Genomic DNA, 16,039 nt, shown 5'->3' with positions numbered 1-16,039 from the left:
GATGACGGGCTATCCCTTTTTTGCGATATTGTTTTTGATTTCGTTCAAGAGCCCGCGACAACCCGCATTCACGAGGTCATACACATACGTGAATCGCCCCGTATAATAAGGGTCCTCCACATTTTGTTCCTGGGCAGAATCAGCAAAGTCGAGCAGGCGATACACCTTTTTTGCTGACGGCGCCATCTGCTTGAGTGCGGACAAATTTTCTTCATCCATGCAGACGATGTATTCGTACTCGGAGAAGTCCTGTGTGATAATTTGGCGAGCACGCAATGTATCATGCGCGATCCCATTCTCGGTCAATACCTTTTGTGTACCTTTGTGTGGAGGTTCCCCCGCGTGCCAGCCACCAATCCCCGCTGAATCGATGGAGATTTCCCCTGCCAATCCCTCCGCCTCTACGAGATGGCGAAATACGGCTTCGGCCATGGGTGAGCGACAAATATTGCCCAGACAAACGAACAACACTGTTGTCATATGCACGTTCCTCTCTTCCTGTGTGTGATGCTTCTGTATGTTAGAATACCATAAGGAGGACATTTGCAATGAAAACATATCTGTACCGCATACGTTTTGTTGTAGCTGTCGTTGTCGTCACTGTTTTACCAATTATCATTACCGGAATAGTATTGATAAAATCGGCAGAGCAGGCTTTATTGGCGGAAAAGAAACAGAAGCTAATCGCCATTACGCAGCAACTGGATTTTGCGCTGTCGAAGGATTTTGACACTACCGTCATGGAAGCGGGATTAAAAAAGGCGGAAAAAGAGTACAAGCTCCAAGAATTAAACGAGAAGATGCAACCGCTTACAGATCGTATTGCTCTGGCGCATCCGGGAATTGGCGTCGGCTATTATTCCGAAGCTCTCGATTCCATCGTGACGTATGGACCCAGCAATGAAATGAGCTTGTACATAGGACAATCGATTAGCGAAACCCATCCGGGTCGCAGTGTCATGCAGACGCGGCAGATTGATGTAGTGATCGGCGAACAAGTCCGTGGCAACATCATGAACGCCATGGTTCCACTCATTCGCAATGATCAAGTGATCGGCTATGCATGGGCGAATGAACTCATGTCTACGATTGATATACAACTCGCGGATATGCGACAAAGCATTTATGCGATTTTGGGCATTGGCTGTATGATCGCAGCAGCGGCCAGCGGTTTGCTCGTTCATCGCTTTGAAGTGATTTTGTCAGAGATCAAGTCAGGGCTGAAGCGGCTTAGCCAAGACCTTTCCTTTCGTTTGAAAAGCATGGACGGTGAGCCTGGAGAAATTACAGGTGCGATTAACAATCTTGCAAGTGATTTGCAGGCTAGCCGTACCCACACGGAGACGATCATGAATAGCATGGATAGTGGGGTCCTCGCGTTGAATCAAAGTGGGCATCTGATTGCTTGGAATGAGACAGCGATACATATGATTGGCTTCAAGTCTAGTAGAGCAAAGGGGATGCATTACACGGAGGTCTTCACAGAGAGCGAGCCTTTCCTACATATTCTGTTGGATACGCTGCAAAACGGTCGAGCCATCCGTGATGCTATGTGGCGCCATCAGCATCCGGACAGAGGCGTGCTCTGGCTTAAGGTCAGCTCTTCTATTTGGAAAAAGACGGCGGATGAAGTACTGGGGGCTATCGTCGTTCTGGAGGATCGTACGCAATGGCGGAGGATGGAGTCTAGACTGGCTCAGGCAGAACGACTCGCAGTCATAGGTGAGTGGGCGACGAGTATTGCACATGAGGTACGCAATCCATTGACAGCTATCAAAGCGTTCGCCCAGATCATCGAGGAGGAATGGCCAAAAGACCATGACTCTCGGGAATACACAGAGATTATTGTGGAGGAAGTCGAGCGTCTGAACCGTTTTGCTGACGAGCTCTTGTTATTTGCTCGTCCCAATGAAGAGTTGAATGTACCTGTTCGCGTGCAAGAGGTAATCCATCACACACTCAAGCTGATGGAACATGTCGAGGGCTATTGCGGGGTAATTGTACAGCTCGTATGTGAGGAGGCTATTCCGGTCGTGATGTCTTCACCGGAGTTGTTAAAGCAAGTGTTTTTGAATATATTGCAAAATGCGTTGCAAGCAAAACCAATGGAAGGTCGTATCCAAATTGAAATCAAAAACATAGATAATGATGTACATGTCCAGGTAACAAATGAAGGTCCGCCTATTGCGGAAGAAAACCTGCTGGCTGTATTCGAGCCGTTTTTCACAACCAAGCAAACAGGTACGGGACTTGGACTGGCGCTTTCCCAACGGATCGTGCAAGCGTATGGCGGACATATTTTCGCGCAAAATACCCCCGAAGGTGTCTGTTTCACTGTCGTGCTGCCGATTCGGGCAAAAGGAGGATTGTGATGACGAGCAGAGTGCTGATCGTTGACGACGAGGCTAATGTGAGAAAGGCATTGTCGACTACGCTGCGCAAAATGGGATACGAGCTGATGGAGGCTGGCAGTGGGACGGAAGCCTTGGAGCAGGTCGAGCGCTTTTGCCCGCAAGTCATGCTTTTGGATCTGCGTATGCCTCATATAAATGGTATGGATACGTTGCGCCGCCTGAACGAGAGAAAGGGAAGGCTCCCGAGAGTCGTGATGATGACTGCCTATGGTTCCGCCAGTGATGTCATGGAGGCAATGAAGCTAGGAGCATTTGATTATGTGCAAAAGCCATTCGACTTGGGGCAGGTCAAACAAGTCGTTGCTCATGCACTTACACAGGGAGAGCTATTTGAGCAAGGTGAAGTCGGGCAAGTCATACAGGAAGACCAAGCCAATCCAAGCGGAACCAGCTTGATTGGTCTGAGCCCGGCTATGCAAAACGTGTACAAGCTGGTGGGAAAAGTAGCGATGTCTAAAGCTACTGTTTTGATTGAAGGGGAGAGCGGGACAGGCAAAGAGCTTATTGCCAGAGCGATACATGCCAACAGCCCGCGGGCAGATAAGCCGCTCATTCCTGTCAATTGCGGCGCGATTCCTGAAAATTTGCTGGAGAGTGAGTTATTTGGATATGAACGAGGAGCATTTACAGGTGCCATTCATCGCAAGCAAGGACTATTTGAACTGGCAAATGGGGGTACGTTGTTCCTGGACGAAGTGGGAGAGCTGAGCCTTTCTTTACAGGTAAAACTGCTGCGGGTTTTGCAGGATCGCGTATTTATTCGGGTAGGGGGCATCGAGGCTGTCACAGTTGACGTACGCGTGATTGCAGCCACTAACCGTGACTTGCAGGAAAGAATTCGCCAGGAGCTTTTTCGTGAAGACCTTTACTACCGGCTCAATGTCGTTCCAATTCGCATGCCGCCGCTTCGAGAGCGAAAAGAGGACATTCCTCTGTTAATCCGTCACTTTCTCGCCAAATATGGAAAAGAGGCAGGGAAACATGACCTCTGCTTGTCCGTTGCTGCCACTGAAGCGCTGATCGCCTATCACTGGCCAGGCAATGTGCGTCAGCTAGAGAATACGATCGAACGAGCTGTTATTTTGACCAGAGGAGTAGTTATTGACCAAGAGCATGTCTTATCCCCCATTCAGGAAAACGCGGTAAGTGAACTAACCAAAGGCCATGGCAAAATGAGCTATGAAGGGCGAACAATGCGGGAAATCATTGCCCAGGTCGAGCAGGAAGCCATTGTCCATGCTTTGCGAAAAGAACGCGGTAACAAGCTACAGACAGCGAAAAGACTGGGCATATCGCGGCGGGCACTGCTCTACAAGCTGCAAATGTACGGATTGGATTCGACAATGGATGTAAAAGACTAATCGCCCGATGTGCGCAAACAAGTATCATCCTGTGCAAAAAGTAGTCAGCATGACGGAGCAATTATTTTGAAAACGCATTCATTTCCTTTGAAATACAGATTGGCATCCCTCTTGCTATATCGAAAGCACAAGTACACGAATGCTTTTTGAAAAGGGGATGAAAATGTGTTTCAAGCCTTAACGAACGCTTCAGTCCGCATGGTGCAACGCTATTTGCCAGACGCCTTTTTATTTGCAGTCATTTTGACCTTTCTCGTGTTTGTTGCCGGGATCATCGTCAATGGCAAAACGCCGCTGGAAATGGTCAACTATTGGGGAGGCGGCTTCTGGAGTTTACTCAGCTTTACGATGCAAATGGTCTTGATCTTGATTACGGGTCATACGCTAGCCAGTACGAATATTTGTAAGCGTGGCTTGAATGCCTTGGGATCACTGGCAAAGACGCCAGGTCAAGCGATTGTACTCGTCACATTGGTTTCCTGTGTGGCGAACTGGATCAATTGGGGATTTGGGCTTGTGATCAGTGCGCTATTGGCACGCGTTCTTGCCAATCAAGTGGAAAAGGTAGACTACCGATTGCTAGTTGCCAGTGCATATGGTGGATTTGTCGTCTGGCACGGAGGACTTGCTGGCTCTGTTCCATTGACGATCGCTACTGAAAAGCATAGCCTAGAAAACATCATCGGTGTCATTCCTACCTCGGAAACGATGTTTTCAGCCATGAATCTGACCATTGTGGCCGCGATCATGATTATCCTCCCGATTGTGAACAGATTCATGATGCCTACCGAAAAAGATACGATTGTATTCAAGGGAGAAGGGAAATCGCAACAAGAAATGGCTGCTGCTACTGATTATGAAGTCGACAATACTCCTGCTTCCAAAATGGAAAACAGCCGTTTGATCTCGGTTCTTGTTTCCGCACTCGGAATTATTTATTTGATTTACTATTTTGCTGATAAAGGCTTTAAGTTGAATTTGGATGTCGTCATCATGGGCTTCTTGTTTCTGGGTATACTCCTTCATGGGACACCGCGCAAGTTTTTGGATGCCATGCATGAAGCGGTGAAAACCACGACAGGGATCGTTGTACAGTTCCCGTTTTATGCAGGTATTATCGGGATGATGACAGCTTCAGGACTGGCAGCGAGTATCTCTCAATGGTTTATCAGTATCTCGACGCCTACTACCTTCCCGCTGTTCACGTTTTTGAGTGCAGGCTTATTGAACGTATTTATTCCTTCTGGTGGAGGGCAATGGGCAGTACAGGGACCAATCATGCTGCCTGTCGCCACTGAGCTGGGCGTTCCCCATGCAAAAGTAGCGATGGCCATTGCTTGGGGGGATGCGTGGACGAACTTGATTCAGCCATTCTGGGCATTACCTGTACTGGCTCTTGCTGGATTGGGTGCGCGGGATATTATGGGCTACTGCTTGATGATGTTGATCGTGACAGGCGCCATTATCAGCTTAGGCTTCTTGCTTTTTTAGCGATGCGCCCGTTCATTGTCAAACACGGCGTTTTTTGATATGATGATGGCAGTTACCCCAAGAAAAGAACTGCATATGAACGGAGTTTTCTAGGGTTCCGCGGTCAGTCATTTGGCCGGTCAGGACCGAGAGAAAACCCACGACCACGGTCGTGTACACGGAGGGATAAAAGCCCGGGAGGAATATCTGTGATGGTATTCACCCGAGGCTTTTTTTGCATTCGGAAAGATTGAGCCATCTTGGATGAGTATGTATTTTGGGGAACGATAAAAACGGATACGTCCGTTGCGATGAGCGTAAAAAGAAAGAGGAGGGAGACAGAAATGGGGAAATATTGGTTGATGGTTGTCGTAGCAGCAGTATTTGAAGTCATGTGGGTAGCGGGCTTGAAGCACGCCGACAGCTTTTGGTCATGGGCGTTGACCATCCTAGCGATTATTATCAGCTTTGGTGTTTTGGTCTATTCAGGGAAAAAGCTGCCGACGAGTACGGTTTATGCGGTCTTCGTCGGTTTGGGTACGGCTGGTACCGTTATTAGCGAAATGGTCCTGTTTGGGGAACCGTTCAGCTGGGCGAAAGTAGGCTTGATCGCACTTCTTCTGGGCGGAATCCTTGGGTTGAAGCTGGTCACACCGGATCATGAAGAGAAGCCGAAGAGGGAGGGGGAAGTGGCATGACATGGTTATCCTTAATTTTTGCAGGGTTGTTTGAGGTCGTAGGCGTGATGGGGATTACACAGGTCAACCAGAAGCCCTCGTTCCGTTCCTTTGCGGTACTGATCGGTGGCTTTTCTCTCAGCTTCTTCCTCTTGTCCTTCGCCATGAAAGAAATCCCTATGGGGACAGCCTATGCGGTTTGGACAGGGATTGGTACGGTAGGAAGCGCTCTGGTCGGGATGTTGTTCTATGGGGAAGCAAAAGACAAGCTGCGAATCTTGTGCATCGCCATGGTGATTATAGCCGTAGCAGGATTGAAATTAGTAGCTTAAGGTAGCGGTATCAAGGAAAGGCAGATATTCGACTTCGGATGTCTGTCTTTTCTTTGTGTATATGTTCCATTTCTCATAAGGAACACTCCTTATGAATAGGGAATAGTAAAGAAAATCGTCTCGTTCAAGGAGGGAATGGCAACATCATGGGCTCTTTCTGGGCAACGCTAAAAAAGGGAAACATGTCCTCGGCGACAGCGGCCTTGGGGAACACAGGGCTTGCCATCGCAAAAGGCTTTGCGGCTGTCTATAGTGGGAGTGGAGCCATGTTTGCGTCGGCGATGCATTCGGTAGCCGATGCGGTCAACCAGTTCTTCGTTTTCTTTGGCAGCGTACTCGCAGAGAAAAAACCGACATCGAGGTTCCCTACAGGCTTTGGTCGAGTCATTAACATTTTCTGTATGGTCGCAGTGATCGTCGTAACTGTCATGGCCTACGAAACCATTATCAAAGGCTTCCATCTCATTTCCAAGCCAACAGAATCCAGCCATTTTTGGTTGAATTTCATTATTTTGTCTCTGGCGGTCATTGTGGATGGATACGTGCTCGTAAAAGTAATGTTCGAAATCGTTGATGAAGCTCGGGTGGAAGCGAAAGGCTTCGCTGTCATCCCTGCAGCTTTTCGGAATGTAGGACGTGCGGCTCCCCCGACAAGACTTGTCTTTTACGAAGACATCGTAGCTACGCTTGGTGCGTTATTGGCACTGATTGCCGTAATCGTCACTACGTTTACTTCCTTTGCTTTGTTGGACGGGATTGCTACCATGCTGATCGGGATTCTCATGGTGGGTGTGGCATTCAAGGTAGGGTACGACAACATGGTCGGTTTAATTGGTATTGCAGCTCCTAAAGAAATCGAGGATCGGGTAGCCAAAGTCATTTTTGCTGATCCGGATGTGACGGACATCAACCAGATGCGGATTGTGCAGGAAGGGCGTTTTTACCATGTGGAGAGCTATGTAGAACTGCGGCCGGGACTGAGCCTTGCTGTGGCGGATGATATTAAATACCGCATTCGCGACAGCTTGCTCACTGATCCAGATATTAGCGATGTGACGATGGGGATTTTGGAGGACAACGGCGTGGACAACTGGAAGCAACTCACGGGCCAGGGAACCACGTAGACGAATGAGGGTGCAAACTCTCTTGCGAAATAGAAAAAGCCCCACACGAGCCAAGTAAGCAGGTGTGGGGCTTTGGTTTGTGTTAAGCGTGTGATGATTAGGAGACGGTCAACAGTTCTTGTTGCTCTGATTCACCTTTTTCCAAACGCGTAATCAGAACGCGTGTGACACGGTGATGGTCCATCTGCTTAACGGTGAACAGGTGGTTCTCCCATTCGACTGTCGCACCAACAGCGATGTCTTCTTCCAGCTGGCTGTACAACCAACCACCGATCGTGTCTACATCTTCGGATTCGAGTTCGAACGGAATATGGTCATTCAGGTCAGCCAACACGAGCATACCGGATACGGAGAGGCCATCGTCTTGCTTCTCGATCTCTGGTCTTTCCTCGTCAAACTCGTCTTGGATATCCCCAACGATTTCTTCCAGAATATCCTCCATCGTCACGAGACCGGCTGTTCCGCCGTATTCGTCGATGACAATCGCGAGCTGCGAACGGTTTTTCTGCATCAGGCGCAATACTGTGCTGATTTCCATGGTTTCCGGTACAGTCAGGACAGGGCGGACCACTGAATCCAGCTCTACGCTTCCGTCTTGCAAGGCAGAAAGGTAGAAGTCTGTCGCATGGACAAAACCAATGATGTTGTCCTTATCCTCAGCTGCAACCGGAAAACGCGTGTGGCGCTGCGAGCGGATAATCTCCAGGTTTTCTTCAAAGGTATTTGTCGTATATAAGCAAACCATATCAATGCGCGGGATCATCGTTTCCCGAGCAACGGTTTCGGAGAAATCAAAAACTTGTTCCACAAGAGCCAATTCGGTTTGGTCGATATGGCCACTTTGGTGACTTTGGTTGACCAGCAGGCGAATTTCTTCTTCGGTATGTGCCGCTTCATGTTCCGAGATGGCTTCGAGTCCGAGTCGTCTCATGAGAGCGTTGGCGGTTCCGTTCAAGAACCAGATAGCCGGGTAAAGCAATTTATAGAAAAACATCAATGGCGCGGCAACCCACAACGAGGTCATTTCTGCTTTTTGAATGGCCAAAGATTTCGGAGCCAACTCACCCAAGACAATGTGGAGGAACGTAATAATCGCAAAGGCTACACCAAAAGAAATCGCGGAGATCGCATAAGTAGGCAATCCTGAAGATCCAAGCAAAGGCTCCACAATCATATGGGCAATGGCCGGTTCCCCGACCCAACCCAGTCCCAGCGAGGCGAGAGTAATCCCGACCTGGCAGGCAGATAGGTAAGCGTCTAGCTTATGCGTTACTTTTTGGGCATAGACTGCACGTCTGTTACCTTCATTCACCATCTGTGTCAGGCGCGTTTGTCGCACCTTCACGAGCGAGAACTCTGCGGCTACGAAAAAGCCGTTGAGAAAAACAAGAAATATAACAAGCAGTAGGTTGAGCACTATCGGGACGGTGTCCAAGTAAAAAGTCATCCTCTCTGGAATTTTATGAAAGTACTATTTTCTATTTTACTCTGATTGGGTGGAACGTACAAAAGCGATATACCACCATAGAGGGCGTTTCTGCCCTTTTGGTCGGCAAGAGCGACCCTCAGATAACCGTAGCGCACGTTTTTGCGCTCGGAGAAGGCCGCAGATAGGTATCCATTTTTGTCAAGCAACGCAGAGTGCAAGCGGTTACCGGTGCAGTATTTGTTGGGCGTAGACGAAAAACGCTGACAGTACAGCAGCGAGACCGAGATAGGCAACTAACACTTTCCACTTCGTAGAGCTCGGTGCATCGTAGTACGTAGTGAGCTGGTGCATTTGCTCATCCAGTTCGGCTAACCTCTCTTGCGCCACACGTTCTCCATCACGAAGCGCATCGGATGGGATTGGTCGGTTCGGGTCCGAATCGTAATACAAAACAGGCTCTCGTTCCCACTGTCTGAACAGTTCCCATTTTCTATTCACATACACTTTATCGAGTCGCTTGAAGTCACGCTGTAGGCGTTGTTTGTCCTGCACAAATGGAACGTAAAATTTCTTCAAATCTTCCTGGTTGATCGCATTTACCTCGGCATTCATTTGCATGCGAATATCCCATGTCGATTCCAGCGCGGGCCATTTAGCTATACTTTGCTGGAAGTCTGCAATCCTTTCGCGTTCGTATTGCAGGAGCTTTTGTTGATAGCTGCCACGTAGGCGGTTGTACCACGTAATCAAGCCGATGATGAAAATGATCACAGTAATCGGCCCTGGGTTGGCGAACAGCATAACACCCAGCCCGGCTAACCCGATAAACCAAATTTTCGTCGACAATACCGAAACGATGCGGCCACCATCCAGCGGAGAGATGGGCAGTAGATTAAATAAATTGAGCATAGCTCCCAAATAGATAACCAACCCCCAGAAAGGGTCCTGCGTATACCAATACAACGGAAGGGCAGGCAAGAAAGCAATCATCCCCGCCAAGGGTCCGCCGTAGGCTAGGTACGCCTCCGTTTTTGCATCACGCGGTAAGTCTTTCATGGCGATGAAGGCTCCGGCAAAAGGAATAAAGACAGCGGGTGAAGTCGCGATTCCTTTTCGTTTGGCGGCAATCACATGCCCCATTTCGTGGACGAAGATCAGATAGACGAGAGCCACGGCGAATTTCCATCCGTAAAACATGGCATACGCCCATAAGGTAATCCCCATGGATAGAATGGTGGTTCCGAATTTCGAAAACTTCAGTATGCTAAATATCCATTTTACATTGGCAAGTAAGAAAGCACCGATCGCCAAAAGGACTGAACGGCTTTTTTTCATCGTTTTTCCTCCCAGAAGATATAGGCAGATATTCCTTCTTACGAATCAAGCCAAGAGAAGTTTCTATTCTAGTTGTCATCCAGACGAGGGTTGGTGAAGTGAAAGCCGTACTCGCCATAGAGCGGATTGTAGCTCAGATGTCCTCCGTCGAAATACCAGAAATCAGTTGGACGAATGACAAATCGCAACCCCTCTACTTCAAACACAGCATCATCGATGAGGGCCTCATCTTTTTCAATCGCATAAAACATGCCACCGGTCCCGGGGCCGCTTGTTCGTACATATAATCGAAGCGTATCTCCCGGTAAAAACCCGGCATAACGTTGATAGGCATGGGAAAACGCTGGCTCTATCGAAAGTGTGATACTCATGGACTAGCTCCTTTCTGCTACTTGTCCTCTATTGTAACACAAGTCAGAGTAGTGCCCCGAGTCTCGAGGTGCAAGTGCAATCCAAAAACACCCGTCCGGTCAGAAGGGCCTCTGCCGAACGGGCTTGCATGAAAAAGCTGGTATTAGTCCCTGCCTTTGCTCACGTCGAGGGTAGGATGCATAAAACGCGCTCCATCTGGTTTTTCTTGATCCTCTAGCAGCTCACGGTTTTCTATCGAGTTCCAGCCAATGTCATTGGTCGGATGTACCCACTCATCCCCTGACATGATGGAGGGATCGGTTTCTGTGCTCCAGTTGTGTAAGGGAGATTCCTTGGACTCGTACAAGCTGTCACCGATGACGACTCCGAACTCATTGACGAATGGCTTTTGAATCGTACGGGACGAGTTTTTGAAGTCAGGAGCACTGATTTGATGCGGCAGCGTCCCATCGAGGGAAATATCCTTCGTCTTGTCGTTCCTTTGCTTCTCGTTATCCATCATCTGGACCTCCTTTTATCCCATAGCATGCATCAGTCACTGACCCCTTATTCGGTTTTGGAAGAGAGCTTGCGCCGAGCCCAAAAGAGACCCAACTGCATATGCTAAAAAACTCCCAAGAGAGAGTGGGCTGCATTTTTTATTGTGGTCCGCTAATATCATTACGTACTTCGTTTAGATAGTTCTCTGTGTACACCATTTGGGAACTGCTCAAGTTCTTGGGAGTCTTTCTCATTTTTCTTTTGTTGATCTGGTCATAAATTACACCAAATACAATCAAGCCACCAACAATGGTTAATAAGAACGCCCACATTGGCATAAAAATCCCTCCCCCACGCGATGCTTGCTTTATATATTAGACTCATTTTTCTCCAATATGTTTCTCCTTATTTTTCCAATACCCTCGTCCAATTAGGGAGACAGCCAACATAATGCAGGTTTTTTACGCGACCGTCCGGCTCAAGAATGCAAAAAAACCTCTATTTTGGAGGGCCTACGACTTAACTGATTGCGGGTTAGACTCTAATTTTTTTCGAAGTATCCCTAAATATTTCCATTTGTATTTGTTTACGCCTTGTTGAGATATGCATGCTTTTCACCCTCCTACCTTATAGGTAAAAATGGTAAAAAAACAACTGTTTTTTATAAAAAAGGTAAAAGAAGAAGCGGAAAAACGACGTTAACGATTGTGTTGTGTAAGCTCTCTGAAAAGGACCAAAATTCATCATCATCGATACAACGCAGGCTTAATTATCTTGTTTCATTTCTAATCAATAAGTTAAATTGGTATAATTGGTTATATTTACCTTGTGGAGGGATGCAATTTGAAGATTATACTTACAGCCATTTTGTTATTGTTTAGTCTCACTGCATGTTCATCAGACATTTCCGATACAGAACTGAAAGAACAAGTTAAACAGCAATTAATTGATTTTAGTAAAATAAATTACGAAGTTAAAAAAGAGGGATATACAAAACAAACCAATGACTTTACCGCTTATATAACAGTAATACAAGACAAGGCAACACCTTATTTAACTAAGAAGGAAGCAGAAAATATCATCAAAGCAAATATGGGTTTTACCGCTGCGTATTTAGCTTATAATGACATCTTTTTAACTGTAGAAAATGTAGAAATTACTGAATTCAAAAGAGATACGGTTTCTGGGGAGATTGACGTTAGTTACACAATTCTCTTGAAAGACTCATCAAAAAATGAGGTTATACAAGGAGCAGCTCAAGTAACTTTATTACTAGAAGATGGGACACTTAAAATTGATAGATATTGGGATGATATCAGGACAAAGCAATTTATGAGTAGTAAAGAAAATTAAAGTTGTTTATTTTTTGATTCCTAAATTACCACATAAAACGATGTCCTGGGATTGTTGATTTTGATGTATCCGAATTGTTACTTGGATCAACGTGGACTGTTACAATCCCACTCATTGCAGCTGCATTTAAATAATGGTTGGTTAAATAATCGAAAATTGGTTCACCAAGCTGAGGAGCGCCACTGCAAGCAAAAAAGTCTCTGCATTTACATTTGTAATAAGTCCAATGCGCATTGATTGTCTTTCCGGTGTTTTTGTTCTTGATTATTGCCCGTCCTTGAGGCTCCATTTTAAAATTTCCAAACAAATTACAATCTGATACACCCATACATAAAACCTCCCTAAAAGTAGTTGAGACAAAAGTTTTGTTTGCCTCTTCACTTAACAAGGAAAATTTCGGAGTAAAATAACAACCCGTCCCCCAAAAAAATGTGATCCTAATTGGATGGCTACACTGAATTAGGTGAGTGTCGGTCATTTACAGACGAGTTCAAACAGCAGATGGTTCAGCTTTATGAGAATGGCAAACCTCGTGCAGATATTTTAAAAGAATATGATCTGGGTGCATCTGCGTTTGGCCGTTGGGTCAAATAAAGTAGAACTTCAGGGTCTTTAAAGAAAAGGACAACCGAACAGCAGAACAAACGGAACTGATGGGGCTACGTAAGGAAAATCAACGATTGAAGATGGAAAACGATATTTTAAAGCAAGCAGCGCTGATCTTCGGACCAAAATCATAGTGATCCGGCATTAACAAAGTCATATTCCCCGGACACTTTATAAAGAGTAAAAATCGCCGAGCATAATGGCTGCCCGGCGGTTTTTTTGTTAGCGGTTTTCTTTTAGCCTTTCTTGTGGTTCACTATTAATGGAGCCGTCAGAACGGACAGCCTCGGATTGGGCTTTGGGTCCTCGGATTTCAGCGGTTTTTCCAAAATCTTTTTCTTTGTTGCGAACCATGTGATGTCCTCCTCTTTGTGAAAGATGAAGATAGTATGACCCGGATGGGGCCAGAGAATGAGGACAGAATGAGGATAGGGAAAGGGTGGCAATTCAAATGGCAAAAAAACAACGAAAACCACAGCGTCAACCAGAGACAACAACTACGACAGACGCGAAAAGCGGATTGAACAGTTTGAAGGATATGCTGAATGCAGATGCGCTCGGAGCACTCAAGCAGCTTGAAAAAGACATGAAGACAGAAGGCGAGCGCAAAGAAAAGGAAGCAGCTGAACAAAAGCGCCGTGAGCAAGAAGAACGCGAGCGCAACAAGAGCTTTGGTGAGCTTTTAAACGATTACGAGAAAAAAGGCGGAGGCAAGTACAGCTAATGCGAGATGGACGGCAAACGGACCGACCGGATACTTCGAAAAACGGTTTGATGAAAAAGCGTCAACAAGATATCAAGGACGAGTCCATCAAGGAACGGGGCCGGATGGTCCTCGGTCGATTGGGCAAAAAGGACCCGAAGAAGTGATTTTTTCTCTCTCATTCCCATATAGCTAGGAGTGAGGGGAGGGAGATCATGGGGACAATCCTGCTCCTGTTTAGCCTTTTGTGTGTGGCAGTAGGGACCTGGAAGTTAATCGGGATCTACAAGGCAGAAAAGGCTGACAGCAAGCCGCTCTGGTGGACAGTCGCGAGCGTGGGGATTGCGCTTTTTTTTCTTTTGAAGCTGGTAACAGATACGTTGCCAACATAAACAAGCACCTGTAGCCAGAGAGCTTACAGGTGCTTGTTTTTTTTCAAGGAAAGAAAAAATGGCTAGCCATTTTTCATTATTCGTAACGCAGTGCTTCGATTGGATCGAGCTTCGCTGCCTTGTTGGCCGGATAGAGGCCGAAGAAAATACCGATGGCACTGGAGAAGCCGAATGCGATAAACACGCTGTTCCAGGACATAAGTGGTGGCAACTTTGCAAAATAGGCGATGATCGAAGCGATACCAAGGCCGAACAACACCCCGATCAATCCACCGATCAAGCAGACGATGACCGATTCAATCAAAAACTGAATCAAAATATCTCGTCGGCGTGCCCCTAATGCTTTGCGAATCCCGATTTCGCGAGTACGCTCTGTCACGGATACGAGCATGATGTTCATAACGCCGACGCCGCCAACCACAAGCGAGATGCCTGCGATGATACTGAAGATCAGCGTCAAGGTGCCCGTCATTTGATTAAATTGATCCATGGATTCTTGCATACTGCGAACTCTGTAATGGTCTTCCTTTTGATGCTTGCGGCTCAAGTACTGTTTGACCTGCTGCATGGCTGGTTCGACAGAGGCTTTGTCGATCGCTTTTCCCATGATCATTTGGACGGAAGGCTCTTCCTGCAGGCTCATTTCGTAACGGATGGGAATAATCGCTCCATAGCTCGTTGCCATATCGAACTTGAATTTCTCTTCCGTGTACGTCCCGATTACGACGAGAGATTGATTCCCCCAGCGAACACGCTGACCAATCGGGCTCATTTGACCGAACAGCTTTTGAGCAAGAGGTTCCTCCAGGACGATGACAGCACGTTGCTCTTTGTCATCTACCTCGTTGAAAAGTCGCCCTTTTGCCACCTTCAATGTTGATTGCATCGAAAAATAATCAGCAGTGGAGGCAGTGAGGTTGACGCGCTCTTCTTTTTTCGGACCCTTCAAATCAATCGTACTGGAGTTGGAAGGCACGATGTATTCGATGGCAGGACTAATCCTGCCGAGTACCTCGGTATCTTCCACGGTCATATCTTCTGAGGCTATCTCTTGTTTTGTCTCCCAATTGATGAAGACGTTAAACGTATTTTGCCCGAACTTTTCCATCTCTTCGTTGATGGCTTTCTGTCCACCTTCACCGAGTGCCGTAACGACAATGACGGAGGTAATCCCGATGATGATCCCGAGCATGGTCAAGATCGAGCGCATTTTATTCGCCCAGATGCCCTCCACGGCGGTGTTAAAGCTTTCCATAAAATTCATGTGACAATCACCTCGTCAGACGGCTTGGAGAATATCCGCTCCGTAACCTTTTCATCGCGAATGATCACACCATCCTTGAATGTCACAATTCGCTCAGCGTGCTGGGCGATGTCTAATTCGTGGGTAACGAGAATGATCGTAACGCCCTGCGCATGCAGCTCCTGAAACATGGCCATGATTTCGACCCCGGAGCGGCTGTCCAGATTTCCCGTCGGTTCGTCTGCCAGCAGGATGGCTGGCTTATTGACCAGTGCTCTGGCAATCGCTACACGCTGTTTTTGACCACCGGATAGTTGCGTTGGTTTATGGTCCATGCGTTCAGCCAGTCCCACGCGTTTGAGTGCTTCTGTAGCCCGTTTGCGCCGTTCTGAGCGGCTGACATTCGCGTACATCATCGGCAGCTCTACATTGTGTAAGGAGCTAGAGCGGGCGAGCAGATTAAATGATTGGAACACAAAGCCGATCTTTTGGTTGCGAACAACGGCGAGCTCCGTATCCTTCAGGCTGCTGACCTCAATGCCGTCTAGCATGTACGAACCCGAATCTGGACGATCCAGACAACCCAACATGTTCATAAACGTCGACTTCCCTGATCCCGATGGCCCCATGATGGCAACGAATTCGCCTTGTTCCACCAGTAGGGAGACACCTTTTAAGATGGGCAGTACGGAATCACCCGTCTTGTATGCTTTCGTCAAGCCTTCTACATGAAGCATCGTCGGCTGAC

At 47.2% G+C, this 16,039-nt stretch carries 20 protein-coding genes, 1 pseudogene and 1 riboswitch; of the genes and pseudogenes, 11 read left to right on the top strand and 10 right to left on the bottom strand.

Going from position 1 to position 16,039, the window contains the following annotated elements; genetic code table 11:
- Nucleotides 1-9: 9 nt before the first annotated feature.
- Nucleotides 10-480 (bottom strand): low molecular weight protein-tyrosine-phosphatase, encoded by a 471-nt coding sequence (locus tag E8L90_RS18680; protein ID WP_137033502.1) that lies wholly within the window; start codon nt 478-480, stop codon nt 10-12.
- Nucleotides 481-548: 68 nt separating this feature from the next.
- Between E8L90_RS18680 and atoS the strand changes: the two genes are divergently transcribed.
- The 6 genes from atoS (at nt 549) to E8L90_RS18650 (ending at nt 7,378) form a co-directional block, all read left to right on the top strand.
- Nucleotides 549-2,372 carry a two-component system sensor histidine kinase AtoS gene (atoS, locus tag E8L90_RS18675; RefSeq protein WP_137030748.1) on the top strand — a complete coding sequence of 608 codons (1,824 nt, stop codon included), beginning with the start codon at nt 549-551 and terminating at the stop codon, nt 2,370-2,372.
- A complete protein-coding gene (locus tag E8L90_RS18670) occupies nt 2,372-3,775 on the top strand; it encodes a sigma-54-dependent transcriptional regulator (RefSeq protein ID WP_137030747.1) in 1,404 nt (467 codons plus the stop codon). The genes atoS and E8L90_RS18670 overlap by 1 nt, the downstream gene beginning before the upstream one ends.
- A 165-nt stretch (nt 3,776-3,940) precedes the next feature.
- A complete protein-coding gene (locus E8L90_RS18665; protein WP_137030746.1) occupies nt 3,941-5,266 on the top strand; it encodes a short-chain fatty acid transporter in 1,326 nt (441 codons plus the stop codon).
- 78 nt (nt 5,267-5,344) lie between these two features.
- Nucleotides 5,345-5,448, top strand: a riboswitch (guanidine-I (ykkC/yxkD leader).
- 141 nt (nt 5,449-5,589) lie between these two features.
- Entirely contained in the window at nt 5,590-5,943 is a 354-nt protein-coding gene (locus tag E8L90_RS18660; protein WP_137030745.1) for a DMT family transporter, read from the top strand.
- Nucleotides 5,940-6,254, top strand: a complete 315-nt coding sequence (locus tag E8L90_RS18655) for a DMT family transporter (RefSeq protein WP_016738882.1) — start codon at nt 5,940-5,942, stop codon at nt 6,252-6,254. The genes E8L90_RS18660 and E8L90_RS18655 overlap by 4 nt, the downstream gene beginning before the upstream one ends.
- Before the next feature lie 146 nt (nt 6,255-6,400).
- On the top strand, nt 6,401-7,378 hold the full coding sequence (locus E8L90_RS18650; protein ID WP_137030744.1) for a cation diffusion facilitator family transporter: 978 nt from the start codon (nt 6,401-6,403) through the stop codon (nt 7,376-7,378).
- 97 nt (nt 7,379-7,475) lie between these two features.
- Here E8L90_RS18650 and E8L90_RS18645 read toward each other — a convergent pair whose 3' ends face one another.
- The 5 genes from E8L90_RS18645 to E8L90_RS18625 all read right to left on the bottom strand — a co-directional run bounded on the left by E8L90_RS18645 (nt 7,476) and on the right by E8L90_RS18625 (nt 11,332).
- Nucleotides 7,476-8,813, bottom strand: coding sequence for a hemolysin family protein (locus E8L90_RS18645; protein WP_137033500.1), 1,338 nt, complete (start codon nt 8,811-8,813; stop codon nt 7,476-7,478).
- 216 nt (nt 8,814-9,029) lie between these two features.
- Nucleotides 9,030-10,142, bottom strand: a complete 1,113-nt coding sequence (locus E8L90_RS18640; RefSeq protein WP_137030743.1) for a site-2 protease family protein — start codon at nt 10,140-10,142, stop codon at nt 9,030-9,032.
- Between the two features lie 68 nt (nt 10,143-10,210).
- A complete protein-coding gene (locus tag E8L90_RS18635) occupies nt 10,211-10,513 on the bottom strand; it encodes an iron-sulfur cluster biosynthesis family protein (RefSeq protein ID WP_137030742.1) in 303 nt (100 codons plus the stop codon).
- Nucleotides 10,514-10,656: 143 nt separating this feature from the next.
- On the bottom strand, nt 10,657-11,013 hold the full coding sequence (locus E8L90_RS18630) for a DUF3905 domain-containing protein (RefSeq protein WP_137030741.1): 357 nt from the start codon (nt 11,011-11,013) through the stop codon (nt 10,657-10,659).
- A 139-nt stretch (nt 11,014-11,152) separates the two neighbouring features.
- On the bottom strand, nt 11,153-11,332 hold the full coding sequence (locus tag E8L90_RS18625) for a hypothetical protein (RefSeq protein ID WP_007724737.1): 180 nt from the start codon (nt 11,330-11,332) through the stop codon (nt 11,153-11,155).
- 505 nt (nt 11,333-11,837) lie between these two features.
- Here E8L90_RS18625 and E8L90_RS18615 point away from each other — a divergent pair.
- The gene (locus E8L90_RS18615) at nt 11,838-12,347 is read left to right on the top strand and encodes a hypothetical protein (RefSeq protein WP_137030740.1); all 510 of its coding nucleotides are present in this window, start codon (nt 11,838-11,840) and stop codon (nt 12,345-12,347) included.
- 25 nt (nt 12,348-12,372) lie between these two features.
- On the opposite strand, the gene E8L90_RS18610 is transcribed toward E8L90_RS18615, so the two are convergent.
- Nucleotides 12,373-12,675 carry a hypothetical protein gene (locus tag E8L90_RS18610; protein WP_137030739.1) on the bottom strand — a complete coding sequence of 101 codons (303 nt, stop codon included), beginning with the start codon at nt 12,673-12,675 and terminating at the stop codon, nt 12,373-12,375.
- A gap of 173 nt (nt 12,676-12,848) precedes the next feature.
- Between E8L90_RS18610 and E8L90_RS30890 the strand changes: the two are divergent.
- Nucleotides 12,849-13,092 (top strand): annotated as a pseudogene (locus tag E8L90_RS30890) (transposase); the annotation flags it as partial.
- A gap of 83 nt (nt 13,093-13,175) precedes the next feature.
- Here the strand turns inward: E8L90_RS30890 and sspK are convergent.
- On the bottom strand, nt 13,176-13,307 hold the full coding sequence (gene sspK / locus E8L90_RS18600) for a small acid-soluble spore protein K (protein WP_007724732.1): 132 nt from the start codon (nt 13,305-13,307) through the stop codon (nt 13,176-13,178).
- Between the two features lie 97 nt (nt 13,308-13,404).
- Between sspK and E8L90_RS18595 the strand changes: the two genes are divergently transcribed.
- Genes E8L90_RS18595 through E8L90_RS30340 form a run of 3 tightly spaced genes read left to right on the top strand, consistent with a single transcriptional unit; the run spans nt 13,405 to nt 14,048 of the window.
- Nucleotides 13,405-13,677, top strand: coding sequence for a DUF3886 domain-containing protein (locus E8L90_RS18595; protein ID WP_137030737.1), 273 nt, complete (start codon nt 13,405-13,407; stop codon nt 13,675-13,677).
- Nucleotides 13,677-13,823, top strand: coding sequence for a hypothetical protein (locus E8L90_RS30345; RefSeq protein WP_007724729.1), 147 nt, complete (start codon nt 13,677-13,679; stop codon nt 13,821-13,823). Before E8L90_RS18595 ends, E8L90_RS30345 begins: the two co-directional genes overlap by 1 nt.
- A gap of 48 nt (nt 13,824-13,871) precedes the next feature.
- Nucleotides 13,872-14,048: a hypothetical protein gene (locus E8L90_RS30340; RefSeq protein ID WP_007724726.1), complete on the top strand. Its 177-nt coding sequence runs from the start codon at nt 13,872-13,874 to the stop codon at nt 14,046-14,048.
- Nucleotides 14,049-14,124: 76 nt separating this feature from the next.
- Here E8L90_RS30340 and E8L90_RS18590 read toward each other — a convergent pair whose 3' ends face one another.
- Together E8L90_RS18590 and E8L90_RS18585 are read right to left on the bottom strand one after the other, a co-directional pair.
- Nucleotides 14,125-15,312, bottom strand: coding sequence for an ABC transporter permease (locus E8L90_RS18590; protein ID WP_137030736.1), 1,188 nt, complete (start codon nt 15,310-15,312; stop codon nt 14,125-14,127).
- Nucleotides 15,309-16,028: an ABC transporter ATP-binding protein gene (locus E8L90_RS18585; protein ID WP_137030735.1), complete on the bottom strand. Its 720-nt coding sequence runs from the start codon at nt 16,026-16,028 to the stop codon at nt 15,309-15,311. Before E8L90_RS18585 ends, E8L90_RS18590 begins: the two co-directional genes overlap by 4 nt.
- Nucleotides 16,029-16,039: the final 11 nt, after the last annotated feature.

Origin of the sequence: Brevibacillus antibioticus (assembly GCF_005217615.1) — a bacterium.
Lineage (GTDB): Bacteria > Bacillota > Bacilli > Brevibacillales > Brevibacillaceae > Brevibacillus > Brevibacillus antibioticus.
The sequence above is the reverse complement of the archived record's forward strand: the minus strand, read 5'-3'. Positions and strand labels throughout refer to the sequence as shown.

What these genes read in the sequence shown, in the direction of transcription:
- E8L90_RS18655 (WP_016738882.1), top strand. Translation starts at nt 5,940, where the DNA reads ATGACATGGTTATCCTTAATTTTTGCAGGGTTGTTTGAGGTCGTAGGC.
- E8L90_RS18590 (WP_137030736.1), bottom strand. Translation starts at nt 15,312, where the DNA reads ATGAATTTTATGGAAAGCTTTAACACCGCCGTGGAGGGCATCTGGGCG.
- atoS (WP_137030748.1), top strand. Translation starts at nt 549, where the DNA reads ATGAAAACATATCTGTACCGCATACGTTTTGTTGTAGCTGTCGTTGTC.
- E8L90_RS18635 (WP_137030742.1), bottom strand. Translation starts at nt 10,513, where the DNA reads ATGAGTATCACACTTTCGATAGAGCCAGCGTTTTCCCATGCCTATCAA.
- E8L90_RS18660 (WP_137030745.1), top strand. Translation starts at nt 5,590, where the DNA reads ATGGGGAAATATTGGTTGATGGTTGTCGTAGCAGCAGTATTTGAAGTC.
- E8L90_RS18625 (WP_007724737.1), bottom strand. Translation starts at nt 11,332, where the DNA reads ATGCCAATGTGGGCGTTCTTATTAACCATTGTTGGTGGCTTGATTGTA.
- E8L90_RS18595 (WP_137030737.1), top strand. Translation starts at nt 13,405, where the DNA reads ATGGCAAAAAAACAACGAAAACCACAGCGTCAACCAGAGACAACAACT.
- E8L90_RS18670 (WP_137030747.1), top strand. Translation starts at nt 2,372, where the DNA reads ATGACGAGCAGAGTGCTGATCGTTGACGACGAGGCTAATGTGAGAAAG.
- E8L90_RS30340 (WP_007724726.1), top strand. Translation starts at nt 13,872, where the DNA reads ATGGGGACAATCCTGCTCCTGTTTAGCCTTTTGTGTGTGGCAGTAGGG.
- sspK (WP_007724732.1), bottom strand. Translation starts at nt 13,307, where the DNA reads ATGGTTCGCAACAAAGAAAAAGATTTTGGAAAAACCGCTGAAATCCGA.
- E8L90_RS18640 (WP_137030743.1), bottom strand. Translation starts at nt 10,142, where the DNA reads ATGAAAAAAAGCCGTTCAGTCCTTTTGGCGATCGGTGCTTTCTTACTT.
- E8L90_RS18585 (WP_137030735.1), bottom strand. Translation starts at nt 16,028, where the DNA reads ATGCTTCATGTAGAAGGCTTGACGAAAGCATACAAGACGGGTGATTCC.
- E8L90_RS18630 (WP_137030741.1), bottom strand. Translation starts at nt 11,013, where the DNA reads ATGGATAACGAGAAGCAAAGGAACGACAAGACGAAGGATATTTCCCTC.
- E8L90_RS18610 (WP_137030739.1), bottom strand. Translation starts at nt 12,675, where the DNA reads ATGGGTGTATCAGATTGTAATTTGTTTGGAAATTTTAAAATGGAGCCT.
- E8L90_RS18650 (WP_137030744.1), top strand. Translation starts at nt 6,401, where the DNA reads ATGGGCTCTTTCTGGGCAACGCTAAAAAAGGGAAACATGTCCTCGGCG.
- E8L90_RS18680 (WP_137033502.1), bottom strand. Translation starts at nt 480, where the DNA reads ATGACAACAGTGTTGTTCGTTTGTCTGGGCAATATTTGTCGCTCACCC.
- E8L90_RS30345 (WP_007724729.1), top strand. Translation starts at nt 13,677, where the DNA reads ATGCGAGATGGACGGCAAACGGACCGACCGGATACTTCGAAAAACGGT.